The sequence below is a fragment of the Nostoc sp. genome, from assembly GCF_054880495.1.
Genome location: NZ_JBTYKD010000245.1, coordinates 1 through 21,188, shown reverse-complemented (window position 1 = coordinate 21,188; position 21,188 = coordinate 1). Strand labels below are relative to the sequence as shown.

Here is a 21,188-nt window from a genome sequence, read left to right as displayed (position 1 = left end):
CGCTACACGACACCAGCTTGAAAAATCTGATTTGGGGTGAGATTCAATTCGGGAAAAGTTTGGGAAATAATGCGATGGCTTTCTCTAAACTGAGTTATCTGATATTCCCCATCAACTAAGTTACAAACAGAGATTGTCGGTTGTTTGGGGTTGCCGATAAAGTTACGTCCACCCAAGGCAGCATAATCGACAATCCAGTATTCTGGGATACCCATCTCTTCATAATCAGCATATTTTATATAGTAATCGTCGCGCCAGTTGGTTGATACAACCTCAATTGCCAAAGGTATCGATGCACCCAAACTAATGATAGATTGTTTTTTCCATAACTTTTCGTTTGCCAGATTTGCACGATTTAGCACCAACACATCTGGGAAGTAACCAGAATCTTTTTCAGTAGGTCTAACTATAGATTGGTTGGGCATAAAGTAGGGCAATCCTAGACGTTTAATTTCAAAAGGAATTTCGATACCTAAAAATCCTTTAACTTCCTCGTGTTCCCCTACTGGTTGCGCCATTTCAAGAATTTCTCCTTTATGTAGTTCGTAGGGTACTCGTCGATTTTCGGGTAGCCAATCGACGAATTCCTCAAAGGTTACTAGCTTGGGTATGGCTTGAGTCATAGATGATAGAGAATTACTGATGATAAAAATATTATCTCTAATTTAGGCGAATGCGGACAGCTTTTTCACGACGGTTAAAAACGCGCCTATATCGGGAACCGCATTTGTTATTACGGCAATTGCATTTGTGATATCGGGAACCGCATTTGTTATATCGGCGATCGCATTTGCTATATCGGTAAGCGCATTTGCTATATCGGCGATCGCATTTGTTATTTCGGTAAGCGCATTTGCTATATCGGGAACCGCATTTGCTATATCGGCGATCACATAGTAGAATTTTGGAAGCGATGCCTAAGTTGGGCTACGCCTAGGCTAGTTCTTGGGTATTGAGAACAGATAGTGAAATTGAAAGACAGAGGAAAAAAGAATGTCTTTAAAGTTAGCTCAACTAATTCAACAAGCAGAAAATCTCTCAGCAGAGGAACAATTAAAACTAATTTCTCATTTGGCTCAGAAATTGAGTGGAATTACGCAGGTAAATCCAAAACTTCCCCAGCCAGATAGTACTCAAGCAAAGGAGATTCCTGAGAGAGGAAAGTCTATTTGGCAAATTGCAGAAGATTTCGTCAAAGATATCCCTGAAGAAGAACTTAGCAAGCTTCCATTGGACGGTGCAGAGCAACACGATCATTACATTTACAGCACTCCAAAAATTGAGGCATGAGGCAGGCTCATATTTGCACTACATTTCGTACTTGATGCGTAAGTCCTGACATAGTAGCATTTTAGAAGCGATCGCTTCACTCAGATGTGGTAAGCAAATGCCCACCCTACATTTTGCTACGATAGTATACAATCAATTTTCCAGGATCTGAGGGTATGATAGGATCAAGTGAACAAACAGCCATCATCCGTACAGAGCGGGGATTAACGATCGCAGGCACTCGCATTACTATTTATGACGTGATGGATCATCTCGCACCAAGACGATCACCAGAATTAGTTTTGAATTGGCTTCCACTGACAAAAAACCAACTTGAGTCGGCTTTATCCTACATTGAGATGAATCGTACTGAGGTTGAAGCTGAGTACCAAGAAGTTTTGAAAACAGCAGAAGAAATCCGGCAGTATTGGCAAGAACGGAACCGAGATCGCCTTGCTCAGATTGCCACGATGCCGCCTAAACCCGGTCAAGAATCTCTATGGAAAAAACTCCAAGCGCAGAAAGCTAAACATGCAGTGGAGTCATGAATTTTCTAGTTGATTACAACCTTCAGAAATACGCTGCTATTCTTCTGGGAAAAATTGCAAATGATGGTTGGCTTGATCTGATACCTCTGTCTTTTATCTTTTTTCAAGACATTGAGTTGCCAACGGATAGCAATGATCGGGTTGTATGGCAACTTACTCAACAAAATCAACAAAACCGAGTGATTTTGGTGACTGCGAATCGCAACATGAAAGGAGAGGATTCATTAAGATTCAATTGTCAAGCTACAGCACGGCAGTTGCTCCACTTGGGGAGACCCCAACACCGCCCTGCCTTGTCTGCTTATTAGGCAGCAATTGGGTTTTTTAAGTGGTTGATTACCCTCCCACTACCCCTATTTTACCAAAAGCCGTCGTAGAACGACGGGGTTTTAGACCCAAGTTTTTGATAACAAGTCGCTCAAGTCGCTGCACCGGAACATACCTATATGGTCAGATGAGTAGTAGAGATTATTTGCATCCAGCAATATGAATCTTATCAAGTACCCAAGATAGATGCAATAAAATATAAAATGTGTTATCTACTCAATACTGGCAACCATAGGATTGAAAATCAGGATTTTTCTACATAAAATTAAAAATCTAAAATTAAAAATTGGACAGACTGATGGTTAGGAGTGTTAGAGTTTCAAGAAATTCACCGGAACTTTTCAGCGGGTATTCATGCTGAAGAAACTACAGAAAAAGCAAATTTCGATAATTGCGGGTGCAGCACTGTTTGCCTTTTTAGCTGGGGCAATGGTATCAGCACCTGAGATTGGCAAGTCTCTGGGGAAATGGCTCAAACTGAGTCAGAATCAAGCACAGCAAACATCAGAGGGTAGCATTGCCCAATCAGCCGTCTTTCCACTGGTATCAGAATCTCTGCCAGAACGGGCGGCACAACTAGCAGCGATCGCCGGACAATCGCGATCGCCAGACCGAAATCGCGCTCGTTATCTTTTGGCGAGTGATTACATTGAAAGAACCCAAGGGCAAAAAGCCCTGGTTTTACTGGACGGACTAGAGAAAGACTATCCCATTCTCGCGCCCTACATTTTGCTGAAACAGGCGCAGGCACAGGATATACTGGGCAAGGATGGCAAAGCCTCCGATCTCAGGCAAAGTGTGCTGAAACAGTATCCCAAAGAAGCGGCGACAGTGAAAGCGCTATATCTAATTGCCCAACCGAAGCAACAAGAAACCGCGATCGCTCAATTTCCTTCTAATCCTCTGACTTGGGAAATTATCCGCAAACGCTTACAAGAAAATCCCAATCAGCCACAATTACAATTGATTTTGGCTAAATATGCCTATGATCAACCAGGGATAGTGGGCGTTTTGGATCAGTTAGTAAAACAGCCTACCCTGAAAGCCGAAGACTGGGAACTCATTGGTACAAGCTATTGGGAAAATAATCAATTTTTGAAAGCGGCGAATGCTTATGCCAAAGCACCGAAAACATCCCGTAACCTCTACCGTACTGCACGGGGGTTACAGGTAGGAGGCAAAGATCAACAAAAAGCGATCGCCACCTATAAACAATTAGTGCAGCAATTTCCAAATACTGAAGAAACCGGGAATGCTCTACTGCGTTTACCAGAAATGGCCAAAACAGGTAAAGACGGCTTACCCTATCTTGAGCAGGTAATTAGTAAATTTCCGAAACAAGCTGGTATTGCACTGGTACAAAAAGCCAAAACTCTCCAAGCTACGAATAATCAAAAGTCAGCTAGCCAAGCGTGGCAATTACTCATAGCCAAATACGGCAATTCTGATGAAGCAGCAGAATATCGCTGGAAAATCGCCCAAGATAAAGCCAAAGCTAAGGATTACGTCGGTGCTTGGCAATGGGCAGAACCAATTGTCACCAACAATCCCAACACTATTTTAGCTCCCAGAGCAGGCTTTTGGGTGGGTAAATGGGCAGCTTTGCTAGGGAAACAGCAGCAATCTCAAACTGCTTATGAGTATGTGATTAGCCAGTTTCCTTACTCTTACTATGCCTGGCGAGCCGCAACGATGCTGGGGCTAAATGTCGGCAACTTTGACAACGTGCGCGTCATGAACCCGGAAGTAATCATACCCCAGCGTCCATTACCACCTGCTGGTTCTGAGACTTTCAAAGAATTGTATCTGCTGGGTCAAGACCGCGATGCTTGGTTACAATGGGAAACAGAATTTCAGAACAAAATTCAGCCAACGGTAGCAGAGCAATTTACTGAAGGGTTGGTGCGGCTGGCTAAGGGAGAAAATCTCATCGGAATTGACAAAATTTCTAAATTGGAAGATCGGGAAATACCAGCTGAACTTGCCCAATATCAGGCTCTAAGCAAACAGATTACATACTGGCAAGCCCGTTATCCATTTCCCTATCTCCGAGAGATTGAAAAGTGGTCTACTGAGCGTAAACTCAATCCCCTGTTAGTCACTGCCTTAATCCGTCAAGAGTCACGGTTTGAGCCAAAAATCAAATCCGTTGCTAACGCTACTGGTTTAATGCAGCTGTTGCCGAGTACAGCTCAATGGATCGCCCCACAAATCAAGGTGGATATCAAAACCATAAACTTAGAAAATCCCAACGATAACATCATGCTGGGTACATGGTATTTGGATCATACCCATCAGCAATATAACAATAACTCGCTGCTAGCGATCGCCAGTTACAATGCTGGTCCTGGCAATGTTTCCAAATGGCTGCAAACTCTAACTACAAAAGATCCAGATGAGTTTGTTGAAGAAATTCCCTTTGATGAAACCAAAAATTATGTCCGGCAAGTATTTGGCAACTACTGGAATTATTTGAGGCTTTACAACCCTGAGATTTCTAGCACCGTCGCCAACTACTCAACCACACACCCACAACTACCGGCGCGATAATCTTAAAAAGTTATGAGTTGTGAATGTTGAGTTAAAGAGGAATTTTCAGGTAAATAGACCACGCGGTAGGGGCACAGCAATGCTCATGCGTGTCAACTTAAGAAAAAAGCTGCTTTGAGAAGACGTTTTGCCCTCATCCCCTAACCCCTTCTCCCAACTTGGGAGAAGGGGAACTAGAGAATTTGCTCTCCTCTCCCAATTTTGGGAGAGGGGCTGTTCTTGTGAGGGTTAAACCTCGAAAGCTTGCCTTGCCTAACTTCTAGGTTAAGTTGACACCAATGAGCTTTTTCTGTGCCCCTACGACAGATGTGGTTCAAATACATGAAACCTGCTGTAAAGCAATTTTTTAATTCAAAGTTCACAACTCATAGTCTAGTGATGTATCACGAAATTTTACACATAGTTAAGTGGGGCGATGCCTAAGTTGGGCTGCGCCTACGCTGTTTTTTCTGTTGAGAGGGTGAGGTGATCGCTAGCTAATATTTTATTCTCCATAAATAAATTTACTTGCTCTGTATCCTTATCTGTTTCGGTCAAGTAGACAACAGTATAAATTTTAAGGGAATTATCATCGAAAATTAATTGAATTATTAGTAAATACATTTAGATTATTCTTAGACAAGCATTTGCAGAGTTGAGAAAACAATGAAATAAAAATATTTAGCGGGCAAGTAACTCTGCAAACAGCAGTTGGAGTCGATGTGTTCAATCATTTACCCACAACTATCAATCTCAATGCTAAAGTGGAGGCTGCCATTTCGCCGCCGCAAGTTTCGCCATCAGGTCGATTACTATCGGTAGTAGTAATATCAGGTAATTTTGAACAAGGGCCTTATAAATCTAATGCCCGAACTTTAGATAACCAAATTATTGCTTGGCGATTTGGGCCTGATTTATACTGGCAGATTGACCGTGACACCAGTTTGTTTTCGTCATTGTGTTTAGGTAGTTACAACGATGGTAATTCGGAGGTGCAGTCTTTTAGTAGGTTAGAGCGCAAGTTCGGCCAATTTTCTCTGGCAACTAACTTATATCACTTGGAGTTACGATCGCAATTTAGAAGGCACAAGTGGCTATTTTTCGCTACCAGATTTCCTAGTTTACAACGCTGAGGTGGCTTGGGAGGGAGATATTGCTAATTTCTGAGGCTGTCGCCTCACTGCCAACTTAGGACGGCAGCGACTTAAAGGAGAATTTGACAACGCCAATACCTATCAAACGCGCTCTATAAAGCTCCAATATAAAAGCAGACTTGGGCTATACCTTTAGTAATGTCCGCAATCAAGATACCGGGGAAAGTGCCTATAGTGGTAATTCCCTGACTGGACAGTTGCGGGTCAAATTTTAAGAGTCAGTAAATAATTCGTAATACTTCTCTACGAGAGGCTGCGCTCAGTACAAGTTCGTAATGACGCTTTCTACCAGACACTAAAACCGTAGCTTGTCTCTCTGTAATATTACGCAGACTGGCTACCGCTACGTTCGCGGAGCGTCTCGTAGAGAAGACAGTAATTCGTAATTTTCAATTCTGTAGCAACAACTTCAGACGTAGATAATACGAATTTGAAAAATGATTGCGATAAATAAATTTACACCAAGGCGATTCCTAATCCAAAATCGTTCGACTGAGCGTTCGCGTAGCGTCTCGTAAAGAAGTCGAAGTCTAAAATCCAAAATCCAAAATGGTCTGAGGCTGAAGAATGAAAGCACCATTACCTGATAACGAAACACAGCGAATCGAATCTCTTTTGCAGTATAAGATTCTCGATACTCGTTCGGAACCTGTCTTTGACGACCTCACCCGTTTAGCCTCATATATTTGTGGAACTCCTATTGCCTTAATCGGTTTAATTGATAGCGATCGCCAGTGGTTCAAGTCAAAGGTTGGTTTGGATGCTCTAGAAACACCGCGAGATTTGACATTCTGCACCCATGCGATTCTGCAAGTTGAAGTTCTTATTGTCCCTGACGCCACAGAAGACGAAAGATTTGCGACAAATCCGTCAGTCACCTCTGAGCCGAATGTTCGGTTTTATGCTGGAATACCACTGATTAATGCTGAAGGATATGCATTAGGAACACTTTGTGTAGTTGACTATGTACCAAGAAACCTCTTTCCAGAACAAGTTGAAGCATTACGAATTCTAGGTCGCCAGGTAATCAAGGAACTAGAAATGCGGCGTAACTTAGCAAGCTTGGGATTGGTAAGTGATACACGCAAACATTCACAGAAGGAACGCAAACAATTTTTTCCAAGAGTAACCGCAGGGTTTGGGTTGGCGTTGGCAATTTTAATCCTGATTAGCACTCTCTTTTATCACAGTACAGAACTTTTGATTAATACTAGTAACCAGTTGAACAACACCCAACTGACAATCAACAGCTTGCAAGAACTGCTGTCTAATATCCAGGATGCTGAAACCGGACAACTCGGTTATATAGTCAGTAGACAGGATGCGTATCTAAAACCATATCAGACAGCAATTACTAAACTTGCTCCCGAAATTAAAGAGCTAAGAAAATTAACCACAGATGATCCTAAACAGCTGAGTCAAATCAACATCCTTGAACCCCTGATTGCAGTAAAACTGAACGAACTGAAAAAGACTCTCGACTTGCGCCATAATTTGGGATTAGATGCTGCATTGGAGGTAATAAATACAAATCAGGGAAATAACTTAATGAGTGATATCCACAATATCATTCGTGAGATGGAAAACAAACAGAGGCAAGAACTTCACCAGCAGTTAAAAATAACAAAAACTAGTTCCCGCAATACTCTTTTGACACTGGCGATCGCTACTTGTCTAAGTTTTCTGATTTTGGCTATACTTTACCACTTCATTTATCGTGAGGTAAAAGTGCGTAAATTAATAGAGGAGACATTGATCAAAGAACGCAACTTTATTTCAGCAATCCTTGATACAGCTAGCACTTTGGTAATAGTTCTTGACACACAAGGGCAAATCGTTCGCTTCAATCAAGCTTGTGAACAAATAACTGGTTATTCATTTGATGAAGTCAGAGGAAGGTATTTCTGGAACTTGTTTCTAATTCCTGAAGAAATTGAGCCGGTTAAAGCAGTTTTTCAGCAGTTGCGATTTGGTAAAGATTTCAAAGAATACGAAAACTATTGGGTAACAAAGAATGGCACTCGGCGGCTGATTGCCTGGGTTAACACTATTTTGCTAGACGATAAGGGCGACGTTGAACATATTATTGCCACAGGTATTGATATCACCGATGTCTACGAGGAGCTTCGGTTACGCAAACAAGCTGAACAGCATCTCAAAGCAGAGTATGCTACAACCCGCGTCTTAGCAGAATCAACTACAATCAATGAGGCCATGCCCCAAATCCTGCAAGGAATCTGCGAAAGTTTGAGATGGGATTTAAGTGAATTTTGGATGCTAGATCAGCAAACCAATCGACTAAATTTGTTAAATTCATGGTATGAAATCTCCTTCGAGATGCAACAATTTGACATCTTAAGTCGGCAGATCACCTTTGCACCCGGAATCGACTTGCCTGGTCGTGTCTGGGCTAATGCTGACCCTATTTGGATTGCTGATGTCCTTAAAGATCAGAATTTCCTCCGCTTTCAAATCGCTAGCGAAGCAGAACTGCACGGAGCTTTCGGTTTTGCGATCCGTAGTCGTAAAAAAATTCTCGGTGTGATTACCTGCTTTAGCCATGAGATCCAGCAACCTGACCCAGATTTGGCAAAGGTGATGAATTCTATTGGTGAGCAAGTAGGGCAGTTTATTGAACGCAAGCAGTCAGAAGAACAAATTCAACGCCAAAACTTGCGATCGCAACTATTTACTGAAATCACCCTCAAGATTCGTCAGTCTTTGCAAATCAAAGAAATTCTCCAAATCACTGTTACAGAGGTACAAAAAATTATCCATAGCGATCGAGTTTTGATTTATCAACCTTTGGTAGATGGATCTGGAGCTACGGTGGTTGAGGCAGTAGTTTCTGGCTGGCTGACAATCAAAGAGAAAAAGCTCACTGATGTTTACTTTCAAGGAGAATACATCCAACAGTACCATCTACAGCAGTACCGTCAAAAACGGAATCTGGGGCTTGCTGAATTAGATATAGCTGAACTCCAAAAAAACCACATGGAATTACTGCAACAATTTGCAGTTAAGTCCAATTTGGTCATACCCATTCTTGTCAAAGAAGAACTCTGCGGTTTGCTGATTGTCCATCAGTGTAGCAGTTCCCGCCACTGGTCTAGCTTTGAAACTCATCTTTTACGGCAAATAGCTGACCAAGTAGGTATTGCCTTAGCCCAAGCTCAAATGTTAAACGCCGAAACTCAACAGCGACGAGAACTCGAAATTGCCCGTCAGCAAGCTGAATTAGCTTCTCAAACCAAAAGTGCCTTTTTGGCGAACATGAGCCATGAAATTCGGACTCCGATGAATGCTGTGTTGGGGATGACAGGCTTAATGTTACAAACTCCCCTCAACTCGGAGCAACGGGATTTTATCGAAACAATTCGCATTAGTGGAGACGCTCTCTTAAGCCTAATCAACGAAATTTTGGATTTGTCCAAACTTGAGGCTGGAGAAATGGCACTAGAAACTCTAGATTTTGACTTATCTACCTGTGTGGAAGAGGTGTTGGAATTATTGGCTCCCTCAGCCCATAAAAAGGGATTAGAAATTGCAGCGTTAATCTATAACAACGTCCCCACCTATCTTCAAGGCGATGCTGGCCGCCTGCGGCAAATTCTCATGAACCTAATCAGCAATGCAATTAAGTTCACCACCAATGGAGAGGTAGTATTACAAGCCGAATTGCGATCGCAAAACTCTACTACAGCCAGCATCTCTTTTGCGATCACAGATACCGGTCTTGGCATTACCCCTGAAGACCAATGCAAACTCTTTACCCCATTTACCCAAGTAGATGCTACCACCACCCGCAAATATGGCGGCACAGGTTTGGGATTAGCCATCTGCAAGCAACTGGTGAGCTTGATGGGAGGAGAAATTGGTGTAGAAAGCCGGTTGGGGAAAGGATCTAAGTTTTGGTTTCAAGTAACTCTCGCTAAACAACTTCACCCTATTTCCTTAGAAGGCGATGGCTTCTCTACCAGACGCTACGAGAACGCCGAACTTTTGCTGAATCGACGCTTGTTAGTGGTGGATGATAATGCCACTAATCGCAAAATCATCCACCATCAAGCTAGTCATTGGGGGATGCTGGTTGATCAGGCTGCTTCGGCTACTGCTGCCCTCAAAGCTATTCAGGAGGCTGCCAAGCAAAAAAATCTCTATGACGTTGCTGTGATTGATATGCAGATGCCAGAAATAGATGGCATGACTTTGGGAGAACAGATTAAGACAAATTCAGCGATCGCTGGGCTGCCTTTGATTATACTTACTTCTACTAATCAACGGGATGAAATCGAACGGGCGCTAAAAATCGGATTTGCGGCTTATTTGGTCAAACCTGTTAAGCCATCCCGACTCCTCGATACCATCATGACTGTTTTAGGAATGCAGCCGGAAACAGAGGAGTCAGGAGTCAGAATATATTCCTCAGAATACATTCGTCAGCAGTTAAAACTGAAAAATTACGAAAATAACAGCAACGATCATTTTCCTAGCTGCCCGCTCCTACCTCCTGACTCCCCCAGACTAAGAATTCTCGTAGCTGAAGATAATCTGGTGAATCAGAAAGTTGCCTTGAAGCAACTCCAAAGCCTGGGTTATGGCGCTGATGTCGCTGGTAATGGGAAAGAAGTTTTGCAATTATTAGAAAAAATTCCCTACGATTTAATTCTGATGGATTGCCAAATGCCAGTTCTCGACGGTTTAGAAACCACAAAAGAAATTCATCGTTGGCAAGAAAGCAGTTTTGCCAGTGGTCATCGTCCTGTGATCATTGCGATGACAGCTAATGCTATGAAAGAAGACCAACAAATGTGTCTAGATGCCGGCATGGACGACTATTTGAGCAAGCCAGTAATTAAAGAAAAATTGGCGGCGGCGATAGAGCGTTGGGGAAGTGTGATCTTCAGCACAAAAGAAACAGCTGCCATAGAGCAGACAGTTTCTACGACAGATGTAGGTTCAGTTGACCTCCTAATTGATTGGGAACGCTTGCATGAACTCTCAGAAAACAACCCAGAATTTGAATTGGAACTAGTGCAAATATTTGTTGAAGATATTCAATCTCGTATAGAGGTAGTTAAAACAGCGATCGCAACTCATGATTTTCAGGAACTAGCGCTCCAAGCCCATCAAATTAAAGGTGCTAGTGCTAATATGGGAGCTACAACCATATATCTGGTAGCACAAAAGCTAGAACAATTCGCTCACAACCAAGAGTATCCAGGTACTACTAACTTCATCTCCGAATTAGAAGAGTATATTAAACCCATCCAAGAACTTTTAATCAAGACTCCAAACTCCTGTACAGAAGCGATTAATCGCATCTCTCCAAAGTCCTCTTTAATAATATTTCCTAATAAATAAACAGCAACGATTATCTCCTGTAGGCTCATAACTAAGTTTGTCGGCAATGGCTGACATGATTTTTAAACCACGACCGCGCTCTTGCTCATTCTCCTCAAATTCAGATGTTTGTTGCAATCGCTGCTCTAAGTCAAAGGGTTCACCGTAAGACCAAATGCGAATTTCTATATATTCATTTAACCGCACAGCTTCTATTTTAATAGGAGTTTCAATAGGTAAATTTTTGTGTGCATGTTCAACAATGTTAGTAAAGCCTTCCATCATAAGTATTTGACATTGCCACCAAATTTGTTGATCGGGAATAGCTGGTTGATTCATCTGCCCGAACCAACACAACACTTGAGGTGATGCTCTCAGGTCTGTGTTGACTTTTAGATAAATTTTATTTTTCACTTCTTAACCAATAAAATAGTTTGAGATGATTATATTCGGTAATTAATTTATTTAATTTGGGTATTTTCACTATACATTCCTAACTAAACTTCAGTTAAATTAAAGCAACTATTTACTGATCATTTTACTTGATAAAATTTAATTTATGTTTAAAATTCTGGTTATTGATGATGACCCAATAGTGCGAACAGTACTGAAAAGGACACTCCAAAAGCAGGGTTATGATACCAGTGTAGCCAGCAATGGCGAGGAAGGAATTGCACAAGCACAATTACTACATCCGGCTCTGATTATCTGTGACTGGATGATGTCCCACCTAGATGGGCTAGAAGTGTGTCGTCAAATTAGAGCATATCCAGAGTTGGCAACTACTTTTTTTATTCTATTGACGGCTAGGGGAGCAGCTCCAGGAGAGGAGGAAGATAGAGTTAAAGGACTTGACGCTGGAGCAGACGAGTTTATCTCTAAACCAATAGAGATGAATGAATTGAAAGCACGGGTAAGAGCAGGATTAAGGTTACACCACCTGAATCAGGATTTACAAAGTCAAAAAAAAGCATTGGAGTCACTCAATCAGGATTTGCAAACCCAAAAGCAAATTTTGGAAGCAGAATTGGCTGAGGCAGCTGATTATGTGCGATCGCTTTTACCTTCACCGCTTGTTGGAGCAGTAACTACAGAAAATCTGTTTGTTCCTTCAGCACAGCTAGGGGGTGATTGCTTCGATCATCATTGGATTAACGAGGATAATTTAGCAATTTATTTGTTAGATGTATCAGGACATGGCGTGGGTTCAGCCCTCCTATCTGTATCTGTACTTAATGTTTTGCGAGCGCAATCTTTACCAAACACTAACTTTTGTCAACCAAGTGAAGTCCTGAAAGCCCTCAATCACGCCTTCCAAATGAGCAAGCACGGTGATAAATATTTCACAATCTGGTATGGAGTTTATCACCGACTTAAACGTCAACTCATTTATGCCAACGCCGGGCATCCACCAGCTTTACTGTTATCTACTACCTCTACAAGAAGTATCCAAGTTAAACAGCTAAGTTCCTTAGATTTACCAATCGGCTTTTTACCTGATGTCCAATTTGAGGATGCTATTTTTGATATCAAAGAAAACACCAGTTTATACATCTTTAGTGATGGTGCTTATGAAATTAATCAGTCAGATGGGAAAATTTGGGGGATTGATGCTTTCATTGACTTACTCACCGAATATAGCCAGAAAGATAGCTGTAACCTAAATCAACTATTAGCGAAGATTTTCACCTTAAAAGCTCAAGATAATCTTGATGATGATTTATCTTTGGTAAAAGTTAACTTTGGTTAGGATAGTCAAATCTGCATATTAAATTTTGTATTGTCTAATAGCTTACTGTGTTGTCCATATTTGGCGCTTAAATTCATCCTGGTCAGCAAATATTTGAAAAATTCTATCCATTTTAGTCAGTTCAAACAACACCCTGACTTGATCGCTGACCGAACAGACAAAAAATTTACCATTAGCATTTCGCATCATTTGCATTGCTGATACTAAAGCGCCTAAACCAGAGCTATCAATAAAGTTTACTCCTTTAAGATCAAGTAACAAAATCTTGGCTCCATCAGCCACAATATTGCTAACTTCACGACGTAATTCATTACCTCTAATACCATCTACAATTCCAGATAATTCTAGTATTATCACATTCAATTTCATGAGTTTATTGTCCGATTATTTGCTGAAAAACTATATATTTCTATTTTGGCATTGACCTAATGCAAACCGCAATAGATATAGGAATAAACTACATCTATTTTTAGAGCCATAGTTTTGAAAATAGATTGGATTTACAAATCAGGAGTCAGGAGTTATTTATTATTCACCTCTTTTTCCCCTGCTTGCCTCTTAAAGGTTATTTTAAAAGTTGTAAAGTATACTCCAAACCCCGCTTCCATTTCTCTAAAAGAAAGGTCGAGAGGCTTTAAAATCCAATACAGTTCAGTTAAGAAGATTAGTAGGTTGGGTTTCGCTACTGCTCAACCCAACCTACGCCAGTGTTAGTTTTTAGCCTTAACTGAACGGTATTGCTTTGAAATCCCCCTTCCCTACAAGGGAATGGGGGCTGGGGGGTTAGGTTTGGGAGGTTTAGATGTTCATCGTCTTAAGTCTTTTTTGGAGGCTGCCAAACAGATGCACGGATGATCTCCCACAAAAGTAACAAGTTATAGATAGCCCATGCACTATTGATTAGGTAAACCAAAGGATGATTTAGATGATTAATTGCAAAGCGGTAAAGGCTCCACAGTATTCCTAGAATAGTGAGGAAAAAGATAAGTAGTTGAGGCCAAATTAGTTGGAGATACACTCCAGATTGTCGCTGCTTAGGTGTTACTTGTAATTTGACGTTGCTCCCAAAAAGCACACTAAATACGGCTTGGATAAACAAGGGAAATAAGGCGATCGCGTATTCCTCTGTTCGCCAAAGTTCTCTAGGTGGAATGCCCCAAGCATCAGTGAGAAAAGTCAAGCGGTTGATAATAAAAGCTGGTAAAAAGTGTAGAGCGAAATCAAACCCGTAGGTTTTAACTGGAACAATGCCTGTGAAAAAATAGATGATTGGACAAGAAATAAAAATCAGAGTTGAAAAGCCAGATAAATAGCTATACATCGTCTGAATGTTAGACCTGATTTTGTGAGCGGATTTTCTTTCAGTAACACTTGGATAGTTCCTTGTGCTCAGCGTAGCCTCTGTTTCAGAGTAGAACTCAGGTCATCTGGCGCTAACCCTTCTGCCAAAAGTTCATTGTGATAAATAGATTTCTAGCCAGCACTATGCAGACGCATGGCTGTATTCATATCTTCGGTAATGCTATTACTCGATATCCCACCAACTAAATCAAACTCATTTAAACTTTTTTCGTCTTTGGCAAATTCCTCAGCAAAATTTTGCAGTCCGACACTAACTAATGCTTCCCGCCTCAGTATTGCATTTGTGGCCTTATAGAAAACGGCATTCATGCCATTTTTACCGTGTTGGAGTAGCCCATAAAATTAAATGTGCTTGATGCCATTCGTGGTAGGGGTAGGGTGTGTTATGGCGTTAGCCTAATGCACTTTTCTTACTTAACTTCTACCTGAAACCCAGTAACTTCCAGAACTATAGAAGTTAACTTGGTTTGTTGTCTGGCTGTGTTAGGTAAACCTCGCCCAGAACGCGGGTAAGAACTCGCCCATCTTAATCTTTGGCGGTAGTGGCACTAGAGAGAATACCTTCACGCATTACACGCAAGTATGACCAATCCAGCACAATTTTATCGACGGCAGCCGTGTATTCTGGATGACAGGTTTTTAAGTTGTAAAGCGCTGTCAGCATTCTACCTAAATCTAAAGCTGACCAATCGGTTGCTTCTAGGGCTGGATTTCCACCATAATCTATTGGTTGTAGCGATCGCGTATCATAACCCCGACTCCGCAATTCCCCAGCAAACAACAGTAGACCTCTTGCATAAATCAAAAATAAGAACCCCACCCCGCCTTTGACTTACGTCAAATTCTCCCCTAAGAGCCTGCTCTTAGGGGCTGGGGGTGGGGTGTTAGGGACTTTTGCAAGAGGTCTAGTAACTTTGTCCCAAGGTGAAATGAAGGACTGATAATGCTTCTGGAAAACTTTTCGGTCTACTGACAATGCAACCCATCTCAACAGCTTTTGTTGACGGGGTTTGTATATCATATTGCAAAGAAGGAGTTAGGAGCGTCATAACCCGTCTGTACAGTTATAATTCATAAATCAAGCTTTTATCACGTCTATTCTGTTGGTAATGGCTTTATCGATTCAGTCGAGTAGCGTTAGCGAACAACATCAAATCGCGCACTCATGATAGATTTTTTTAGTGAACTCCAAAAAATAAATTATTCCATCTTGTGGGATGGGCATCTTGCCCGTCCTTGGTGATTAGCGGGCGAGATGCCCGCACCACAAGAAATTTTTAGATATTTTTTTATTTGGAAGTCCCTTATGAGTCAAGCCGACTACCAGGGTTGAGAGTATAGGTTTTCTTACTACTGTACGAATCATGTTTAAGGCAAATATCCTCATCAGAGTAGAGATTGGGTTATGTCTGTGACAGCAGCAGTTGATCAGTTATGTGCTTTGTATCCCCAAGTACACCGCCAAACTCTTACATTAGAAGAAATAAACCAATATTTGTCTGAATTTCCTTTTCAACTGTCCAAAGAGTTCTACGATTTGTACTTATCAACAAATGGCTTTGACCGAGCTATCCAATTTTTCGGATTTGGTGAGTTTTATCGCCTTTCTGAAGCCATTGAGACTTACAGAGCTTGTATTAGTGAGAGAGGCTACCGGGCTAACTGGTTTCCGCTCATGGCTCATGAGGAAAGCTTATTTATTGTTGTGGGTAGTTATCAGCAAGAGATAGTATCGCCAGTTTTTAGAATCTTCCCAGATGATTTTGAATTGTACGTAACCAGAAATTCTGAACCTAGACTTCATTTTCCTAGCTTAACCGAGCTTTTGCTGGAGGAGGTTCAATCGTATTTAAGAGATTAGGAATATTTTAAGAATGTGAGTTGCAAAAAAAATTATAGGTTGGGTGGAGGCTTTGCGTAACCCAACATCCTGATAATCAGTTGGGTTACGCTCCGCTCCACCTAACCTACGTCTATGACTTAGATGCAATGTTTGCAGATTGGCAGAAAAAGCAAGCAGAAAGTGAAAGAGAAATCGTAACCTTACCACCAAAGCACGGTTTAACAATGCGTTAGAACCTACCGTCCAAAAGTGATTTGTAAGTGCCAGAGGTTATCGGCGGCGGCTCAACTGTGCCATTAACAAATATTTTATTTTGTTTACCACATATTTTGCGATTTTTGCGGTTATGAGTTGATGCACACCTTTGATATTGCTCCCGCGATGTCTACGACGATCTGTGACGCTCGAATTCATGCTTCAATTATGCAACATAGCGCTAGTAGAGTGGGCACTGCCCATCTTTGTTCTTATGCACTGACTACTGTAGCTTGTCCTTTAGTGGCTGTAGTTAAAATAGCTAAAATTTCTGGGACTAAAGGCTTTAGATCAGCTAAACGATTGGATGGGACTTGCAAAACAATAATTAGGCAAATATAATCTGACGCAATGTGCAATTTAGAGCTAATCATCGCAATATTTTAGTGCGTGCAAGAGTTACTCACAGAAAAACTTTTACAATTTCTGTCCCGCGTAAATCGATCGCACTTCGCCGTTACGTCGGATGACTGCTTCCCCATTACTAACATCTACTAATGTCCAACCGCTTGAGCCAATACTTTCACCCATATTAACGCGGCGAGTCACACCATCGATTTTAAACAAAGCCGCAGATTTGTTCCCCAACTCTAGCAATCCTTCTAAGGTATCACTAGGAGCGTCCGCGATCGCAGTTGCCGGATATACTTGTTCCTGGGTAATAGTTGGTTCTGATTCTGGTGCCAGTGCAGCACGCAATGGAACTACTGGTAATGCAGGCAGAGGGTTAGGTGTTTGCCGCACGGTAATCGGTGCAATTTTTCCAGCCACAGGTTTAAGTTCACCTCCTACAACCGCAGCAAAGTTGGCGGTTATCGGCTTGGCAGCTTGTTGCACTCTATTTAAGGCACTTTTCACAAGATTCGGTTGATATCCGTTTAACGCACTGGCAACTTGTGGTAAAAGTGCAGGACTACCAGGAATAGCCGGGAGCGCGTAATGCATTGGCGACGGTGCTTGATAAACTGGGACATAGATGCGCTCAACAACACTTCCAGAACGGTTAAGGGCTGGTGGCAATGCTGGGAGATTACCAGTTGCTTGCTCACTACCAAAGGCTATTTGGTTAGTATTTGCCCGACTGGAGAATCCCAAGCTGAGAGATTTTTGATTGCTTTTTCCTTCTTGCTTGTCTATAACTGCCAGCGCACTGAGCATGTAATCAACTAACTCTGCCTCAATTTCTGTTTTTATAGGCAACTGTGACTGCGATTGCGGCAGTAGAAGAACTGATTCCGGCAATTTGATATTTAAAAGATATATGACTCCAGACTCTACTAAGTAGATAGTACCAGCGATCGCTACGCCTAAAGTTGTTCCGACAATCAGCAGTTTGCCCAAAGTCTGACTACTTTTCTGACGCTTTCTACTAACTGCTTTAACCGTACTTAATTGCTTATCGTTATCTTCAACAACTGACTGTACTGCTTGGTTCGCTGTGGGTATTCTAACTGTTTGGAGAGGCACGTATTCTAGAGGCGACTGGCGTTGAGGTTGGGAGGAAACCCCAGCAACAGACTGCGATTTGTTCTGACTACTCTGCCTAACGGTTTGAAAAGGCAGATTAACACTAACATTCAGAATGTAGTCGATATCGGCAAAGAGTTCATCCATTAAACCATCAGCATAGTCTTCTATCAACCAAGGTTCGTTGGCGATTAAGTCTTCTGATGGTTCCGGTACAATTATGAGACGCGGACGGGTACTGGCTTCTTGTAACATAGATGTTCTATCTTTGTTGCTAGGACGGAGAAACGCCGCCCCTACTGCCTGAAAATTAGGATTAATAATCAAACATCCAATCCCTGGTCCAATTGAGACGAGTTGATTGAGCGTTGGGATTAAACTCAACTTTCATCAGGAGATTGTTGATGATGGCATTACTAAGATTTATGTCATCGATCATACCAATCTCACTCCCTACTACTATACTCAGTCTTTGTGAACTTTGTGTGAAGCTAACCCTGAAAACTGCCTCTGGCTCTTGGTTCTACCCAATTCTAAATATAATAATAAGGCGTTAATATCTGCTGGGTTCACACCACCAATACGTGCCGCTTGACCAAGAGTGAGTGGTTTTACGTGAGTTAGCTTTTCCCGTGCCTCTTTTGAGAGGGTATCAATTATTGTGTAGTCCAAATCCCCAGGTAAGTGGCGGTGCGCTTGACGGGCAATTTGGTCAATCTGATTTTGTTGTCTAGCGAGATAACCAGAATATTTAATCTCAATTTCTGCGCCTTCTTTCTCGGCGCGGTTCAAGTTGGGGTTTCCCAGTCCGAACCTGTCGAGATCAACGTAATGAAATCCCGGACGCCGCAGTAACTCATTCAGGGTAATGGAACCTTTAATTAGTTGCTGGGTATCAGATGCGATCGTTATGCCAATTTGATCATATTCTTTGACGCGTGTAACTTGCAATCTTTGTTTTTCTGTGGTGATATTAGCTTGTTTTTGGGTAAATAGATCCCAACGGCGATCGCTAATTAAACCAATTTCTCGTCCCAAGGGTGTCAGGCGTTGGTCAGCATTATCAGAACGCAATAGTAATCGATACTCAGACCTACTGGTAAGCATCCGGTAAGGTTCCCGCAGGTCTTTTGTACACAAGTCATCAACTAGCGTCCCAATGTAACTTTGCTCACGGGCAAAAACAATCATTTCTTGAGAGCGAACAAATTGAGCAGCGTTAATTCCCGCTACCAGTCCTTGCGCTGCGGCTTCTTCATAACCTGTCGTGCCGTTAATCTGCCCAGCACAAAACAGCCCGGCAATCTTCTTAGTCATCAGTGTCGGGTAACACTGAGTTGCTGGTAAATAGTCATATTCCACAGCATAGGCCGGACGCAGCATCACACATTTTTCTAAACCGGGGAGAGTCCGCAACATCTGTAGTTGCAAATTTTCTGGTAAACCAGTGGAAAAGCCTTGGATATACAGTTCGGGTATCTCCCTTCCTTCCGGTTCAATAAAAATTTGATGGCTTTCCTTATCAGCAAAGCGCACAATCTTATCTTCAATACTGGGACAATAACGCGGTCCTTTGGCTTCCACCCAACCGCCATAGACGGGCGAAAGGTGCAAATTATCCTTAATTAAACGATGGGTTTCGGCAGTTGTGCGGGTGATGTAGCAAGGCATTTGTTCCCGTTCTACCCACACATCTGGGTCAAAGCTAAACCAGCGTACATCTTCATCCCCTGGCTGGATTAGCATTTTACTATAATCTACCGATCGCTTGTCTACCCGTGCTGGAGTTCCAGTTTTCAGCCTTCCGGTTTCAAATCCCAGACGATTTAGGGTTTGTGTCAATCCCTCAGCCGCAAATTCCCCAGCGCGTCCGGCTGGCATTGATTTGTTCCCAACCCAAATTTTACCACCCAAGAAGGTGCCAGTTGTCAAGATGACTGCTTTACATTGGAACCCGACACCAAAATAAGTTTCAACACCGATGACTTCACCATTAGCGCCCAGCACCAAATCTGTTGTCATACTTTCGCGGATTGTCAAGTTTTCTTGATTCTCCACAATACTTTTCATCACTGCTGCATATTCGCGCTTATCCGTCTGGGCGCGTAATGCCCAAACAGCAGGTCCCCGTGAAGAGTTGAGGATACGTTTTTGCAAGTAGGTGCGATCTGCTACTTTCCCAATTTCGCCGCCGAGTGCATCTACCTCATGGGTCAACTGAGATTTGGCTGGGCCACCCACTGCGGGATTACAAGGTTGCCAAGCGATTTTATCTAAGTTGAGCGTCAATAGCAAGGTACGACAACCGAGGCGGGCAGAGGCGAGAGCTGCTTCACAACCGGAGTGACCTGCACCGACGACTATGACATCAAAAGCGTCTTGAAATTCAACGGAATTGTGCATGGTCATACTTACACGATCAGCAAACTTTAGAGTTCTTTTCAATTTTAACTGTTCCAGTGGTTTCCTGGAGGTATCTTTTTGATAATAAAGTTATCAAATTTACTAGTACTCAATTAGAGACAAGTTTCCTTTTTAAACTTGAGTAATAGGTAAAAAGTCTCATTTTTTTTAAGAATTGCGGCAATGTTCCGATTTATCTATCACAGGTATTTTTTACATAGTTAGCTATCAACAGAAATGGATTTATTACGGATATATATTAGATATCTTGCAGAAGTTATGTAGAACCATATATAGCAGTTAGTAATTGCATGAAGTACCTCAGATCAAAACCTCACCCCCAACCCTTCTCCTTACTAAGGAGAGGGGAGATAAAGCATAGTTTTATTGGAGTGAAGTTAAACTGTACCTCATTCTTATTAGGAAAAGCTATATTTATCTCGTTCCCATGCAGAGCATGGGAATGCCTAATTAGAGGCTCTGCCTCCAGTCATATTACAAAAGATTTTAGCCTAAGCTGAACCGGATTTCCTTTTATTCTTGAATCAATTAGTCAACTATTTAAAAATGAAAATTACCATCAGAAAGAAAAGAAATATTACTAGAGTTATCAGAAAGATAACTTTCATCAGTATAGTTATCTTGATGATTTTTACATTAGTAGCTAGTAATGATATTACCCACAAATTAGGTATAACTGCTCAACCATTAAACGGATGCTTGAGTACTGATTCATTACTTTGTACAGATACTTCTCAGCAGACAATATTACAACCATTTATTCCCAACCCAGAATTAAATGATCAACAGCGTTTTTTATCTGCGATCGCCAGGAAGTTACCCACAATTCCTCAGCCTGGTACTTATGAATATATTTTGCTGCGGGCGTATGGCGCAGTCTTTGTAAATCAAGATGTCGAGATTAAATTGCCATCAAA

19 protein-coding genes and 1 pseudogene are annotated in these 21,188 nt (G+C 41.8%); 9 read left to right on the top strand and 11 right to left on the bottom strand.

Translation table 11 applies throughout. The features are described from left to right. Window positions 1–2 precede the first annotated feature (2 nt). A complete protein-coding gene (locus tag ACYTXL_RS23040) occupies window positions 3–623 on the bottom strand; it encodes a Uma2 family endonuclease (protein WP_461926753.1) in 621 nt (206 codons plus the stop codon). Between the two features lie 42 nt (window positions 624–665). After that, window positions 666–893, bottom strand: coding sequence for a hypothetical protein (locus ACYTXL_RS23035; RefSeq protein ID WP_461926752.1), 228 nt, complete (start codon window positions 891–893; stop codon window positions 666–668). 100 nt (window positions 894–993) lie between these two features. On the opposite strand from ACYTXL_RS23035, the gene ACYTXL_RS23030 reads away from it, so the two are divergent. From ACYTXL_RS23030 to ACYTXL_RS23015, 4 genes are all read left to right on the top strand, one after another. Then, a complete protein-coding gene (locus ACYTXL_RS23030; RefSeq protein ID WP_461926751.1) occupies window positions 994–1,290 on the top strand; it encodes a hypothetical protein in 297 nt (98 codons plus the stop codon). A 155-nt stretch (window positions 1,291–1,445) separates the two neighbouring features. After that, entirely contained in the window at window positions 1,446–1,817 is a 372-nt protein-coding gene (locus ACYTXL_RS23025) for a DUF433 domain-containing protein (protein ID WP_461926750.1), read from the top strand. Beyond that, window positions 1,814–2,125, top strand: a complete 312-nt coding sequence (locus ACYTXL_RS23020) for an ACP S-malonyltransferase (protein ID WP_461926749.1) — start codon at window positions 1,814–1,816, stop codon at window positions 2,123–2,125. The genes ACYTXL_RS23025 and ACYTXL_RS23020 overlap by 4 nt, the downstream gene beginning before the upstream one ends. A 373-nt stretch (window positions 2,126–2,498) precedes the next feature. Next, entirely contained in the window at window positions 2,499–4,694 is a 2,196-nt protein-coding gene (locus ACYTXL_RS23015; RefSeq protein WP_461926748.1) for a lytic transglycosylase domain-containing protein, read from the top strand. A 435-nt stretch (window positions 4,695–5,129) separates the two neighbouring features. Here ACYTXL_RS23015 and ACYTXL_RS23010 read toward each other — a convergent pair whose 3' ends face one another. After that, window positions 5,130–5,297, bottom strand: a complete 168-nt coding sequence (locus ACYTXL_RS23010) for a hypothetical protein (RefSeq protein ID WP_461926747.1) — start codon at window positions 5,295–5,297, stop codon at window positions 5,130–5,132. 98 nt (window positions 5,298–5,395) lie between these two features. On the opposite strand from ACYTXL_RS23010, the gene ACYTXL_RS23005 reads away from it, so the two are divergent. Continuing rightward, window positions 5,396–5,806, top strand: a complete 411-nt coding sequence (locus ACYTXL_RS23005; protein ID WP_461926746.1) for a hypothetical protein — start codon at window positions 5,396–5,398, stop codon at window positions 5,804–5,806. Between the two features lie 588 nt (window positions 5,807–6,394). Then, window positions 6,395–11,191, top strand: coding sequence for a response regulator (locus ACYTXL_RS23000; RefSeq protein WP_461926745.1), 4,797 nt, complete (start codon window positions 6,395–6,397; stop codon window positions 11,189–11,191). On the opposite strand, the gene ACYTXL_RS22995 is transcribed toward ACYTXL_RS23000, so the two are convergent. After that, the gene (locus tag ACYTXL_RS22995; protein WP_461926744.1) at window positions 11,168–11,584 is read right to left on the bottom strand and encodes an ATP-binding protein; all 417 of its coding nucleotides are present in this window, start codon (window positions 11,582–11,584) and stop codon (window positions 11,168–11,170) included. The two genes, ACYTXL_RS23000 and ACYTXL_RS22995, sit on opposite strands and share 24 nt — an antisense overlap. A 145-nt stretch (window positions 11,585–11,729) precedes the next feature. Here ACYTXL_RS22995 and ACYTXL_RS22990 point away from each other — a divergent pair, with 145 nt between their 5' ends. Next, window positions 11,730–12,920 carry a PP2C family protein-serine/threonine phosphatase gene (locus ACYTXL_RS22990; protein ID WP_461926743.1) on the top strand — a complete coding sequence of 397 codons (1,191 nt, stop codon included), beginning with the start codon at window positions 11,730–11,732 and terminating at the stop codon, window positions 12,918–12,920. A gap of 42 nt (window positions 12,921–12,962) precedes the next feature. On the opposite strand, the gene ACYTXL_RS22985 is transcribed toward ACYTXL_RS22990, so the two are convergent. The 4 genes from ACYTXL_RS22985 to ACYTXL_RS22970 all read right to left on the bottom strand — a co-directional run bounded on the left by ACYTXL_RS22985 (window position 12,963) and on the right by ACYTXL_RS22970 (window position 15,087). After that, window positions 12,963–13,289 carry an STAS domain-containing protein gene (locus ACYTXL_RS22985; RefSeq protein WP_461926742.1) on the bottom strand — a complete coding sequence of 109 codons (327 nt, stop codon included), beginning with the start codon at window positions 13,287–13,289 and terminating at the stop codon, window positions 12,963–12,965. A gap of 445 nt (window positions 13,290–13,734) precedes the next feature. Then, window positions 13,735–14,241, bottom strand: a complete 507-nt coding sequence (locus ACYTXL_RS22980) for a hypothetical protein (protein ID WP_461926741.1) — start codon at window positions 14,239–14,241, stop codon at window positions 13,735–13,737. Between the two features lie 152 nt (window positions 14,242–14,393). Then, window positions 14,394–14,591 (bottom strand): hypothetical protein, encoded by a 198-nt coding sequence (locus ACYTXL_RS22975; protein ID WP_461926740.1) that lies wholly within the window; start codon window positions 14,589–14,591, stop codon window positions 14,394–14,396. A 217-nt stretch (window positions 14,592–14,808) separates the two neighbouring features. After that, a complete protein-coding gene (locus ACYTXL_RS22970) occupies window positions 14,809–15,087 on the bottom strand; it encodes a DUF3131 domain-containing protein (protein ID WP_461926739.1) in 279 nt (92 codons plus the stop codon). Window positions 15,088–15,687: 600 nt separating this feature from the next. Here ACYTXL_RS22970 and ACYTXL_RS22965 point away from each other — a divergent pair. Further along, the gene (locus tag ACYTXL_RS22965; protein ID WP_461926738.1) at window positions 15,688–16,143 is read left to right on the top strand and encodes an SMI1/KNR4 family protein; all 456 of its coding nucleotides are present in this window, start codon (window positions 15,688–15,690) and stop codon (window positions 16,141–16,143) included. 449 nt (window positions 16,144–16,592) lie between these two features. On the opposite strand, the gene ACYTXL_RS22960 is transcribed toward ACYTXL_RS22965, so the two are convergent. The 3 genes from ACYTXL_RS22960 to mnmG all read right to left on the bottom strand — a co-directional run bounded on the left by ACYTXL_RS22960 (window position 16,593) and on the right by mnmG (window position 20,256). Next, complete coding sequence (locus ACYTXL_RS22960) at window positions 16,593–16,754, bottom strand: hypothetical protein (RefSeq protein ID WP_461926737.1); 162 nt, start codon at window positions 16,752–16,754, stop codon at window positions 16,593–16,595. A 43-nt stretch (window positions 16,755–16,797) separates the two neighbouring features. Further along, complete coding sequence (locus ACYTXL_RS22955; protein ID WP_461926736.1) at window positions 16,798–18,231, bottom strand: hypothetical protein; 1,434 nt, start codon at window positions 18,229–18,231, stop codon at window positions 16,798–16,800. Window positions 18,232–18,312: 81 nt separating this feature from the next. Next, on the bottom strand, window positions 18,313–20,256 hold the full coding sequence (gene mnmG / locus ACYTXL_RS22950) for a tRNA uridine-5-carboxymethylaminomethyl(34) synthesis enzyme MnmG (protein WP_461926768.1): 1,944 nt from the start codon (window positions 20,254–20,256) through the stop codon (window positions 18,313–18,315). Between the two features lie 639 nt (window positions 20,257–20,895). Here mnmG and ACYTXL_RS22945 point away from each other — a divergent pair. Continuing rightward, a pseudogene (locus ACYTXL_RS22945) lies at window positions 20,896–21,188 on the top strand (peptidase M15); the annotation flags it as partial.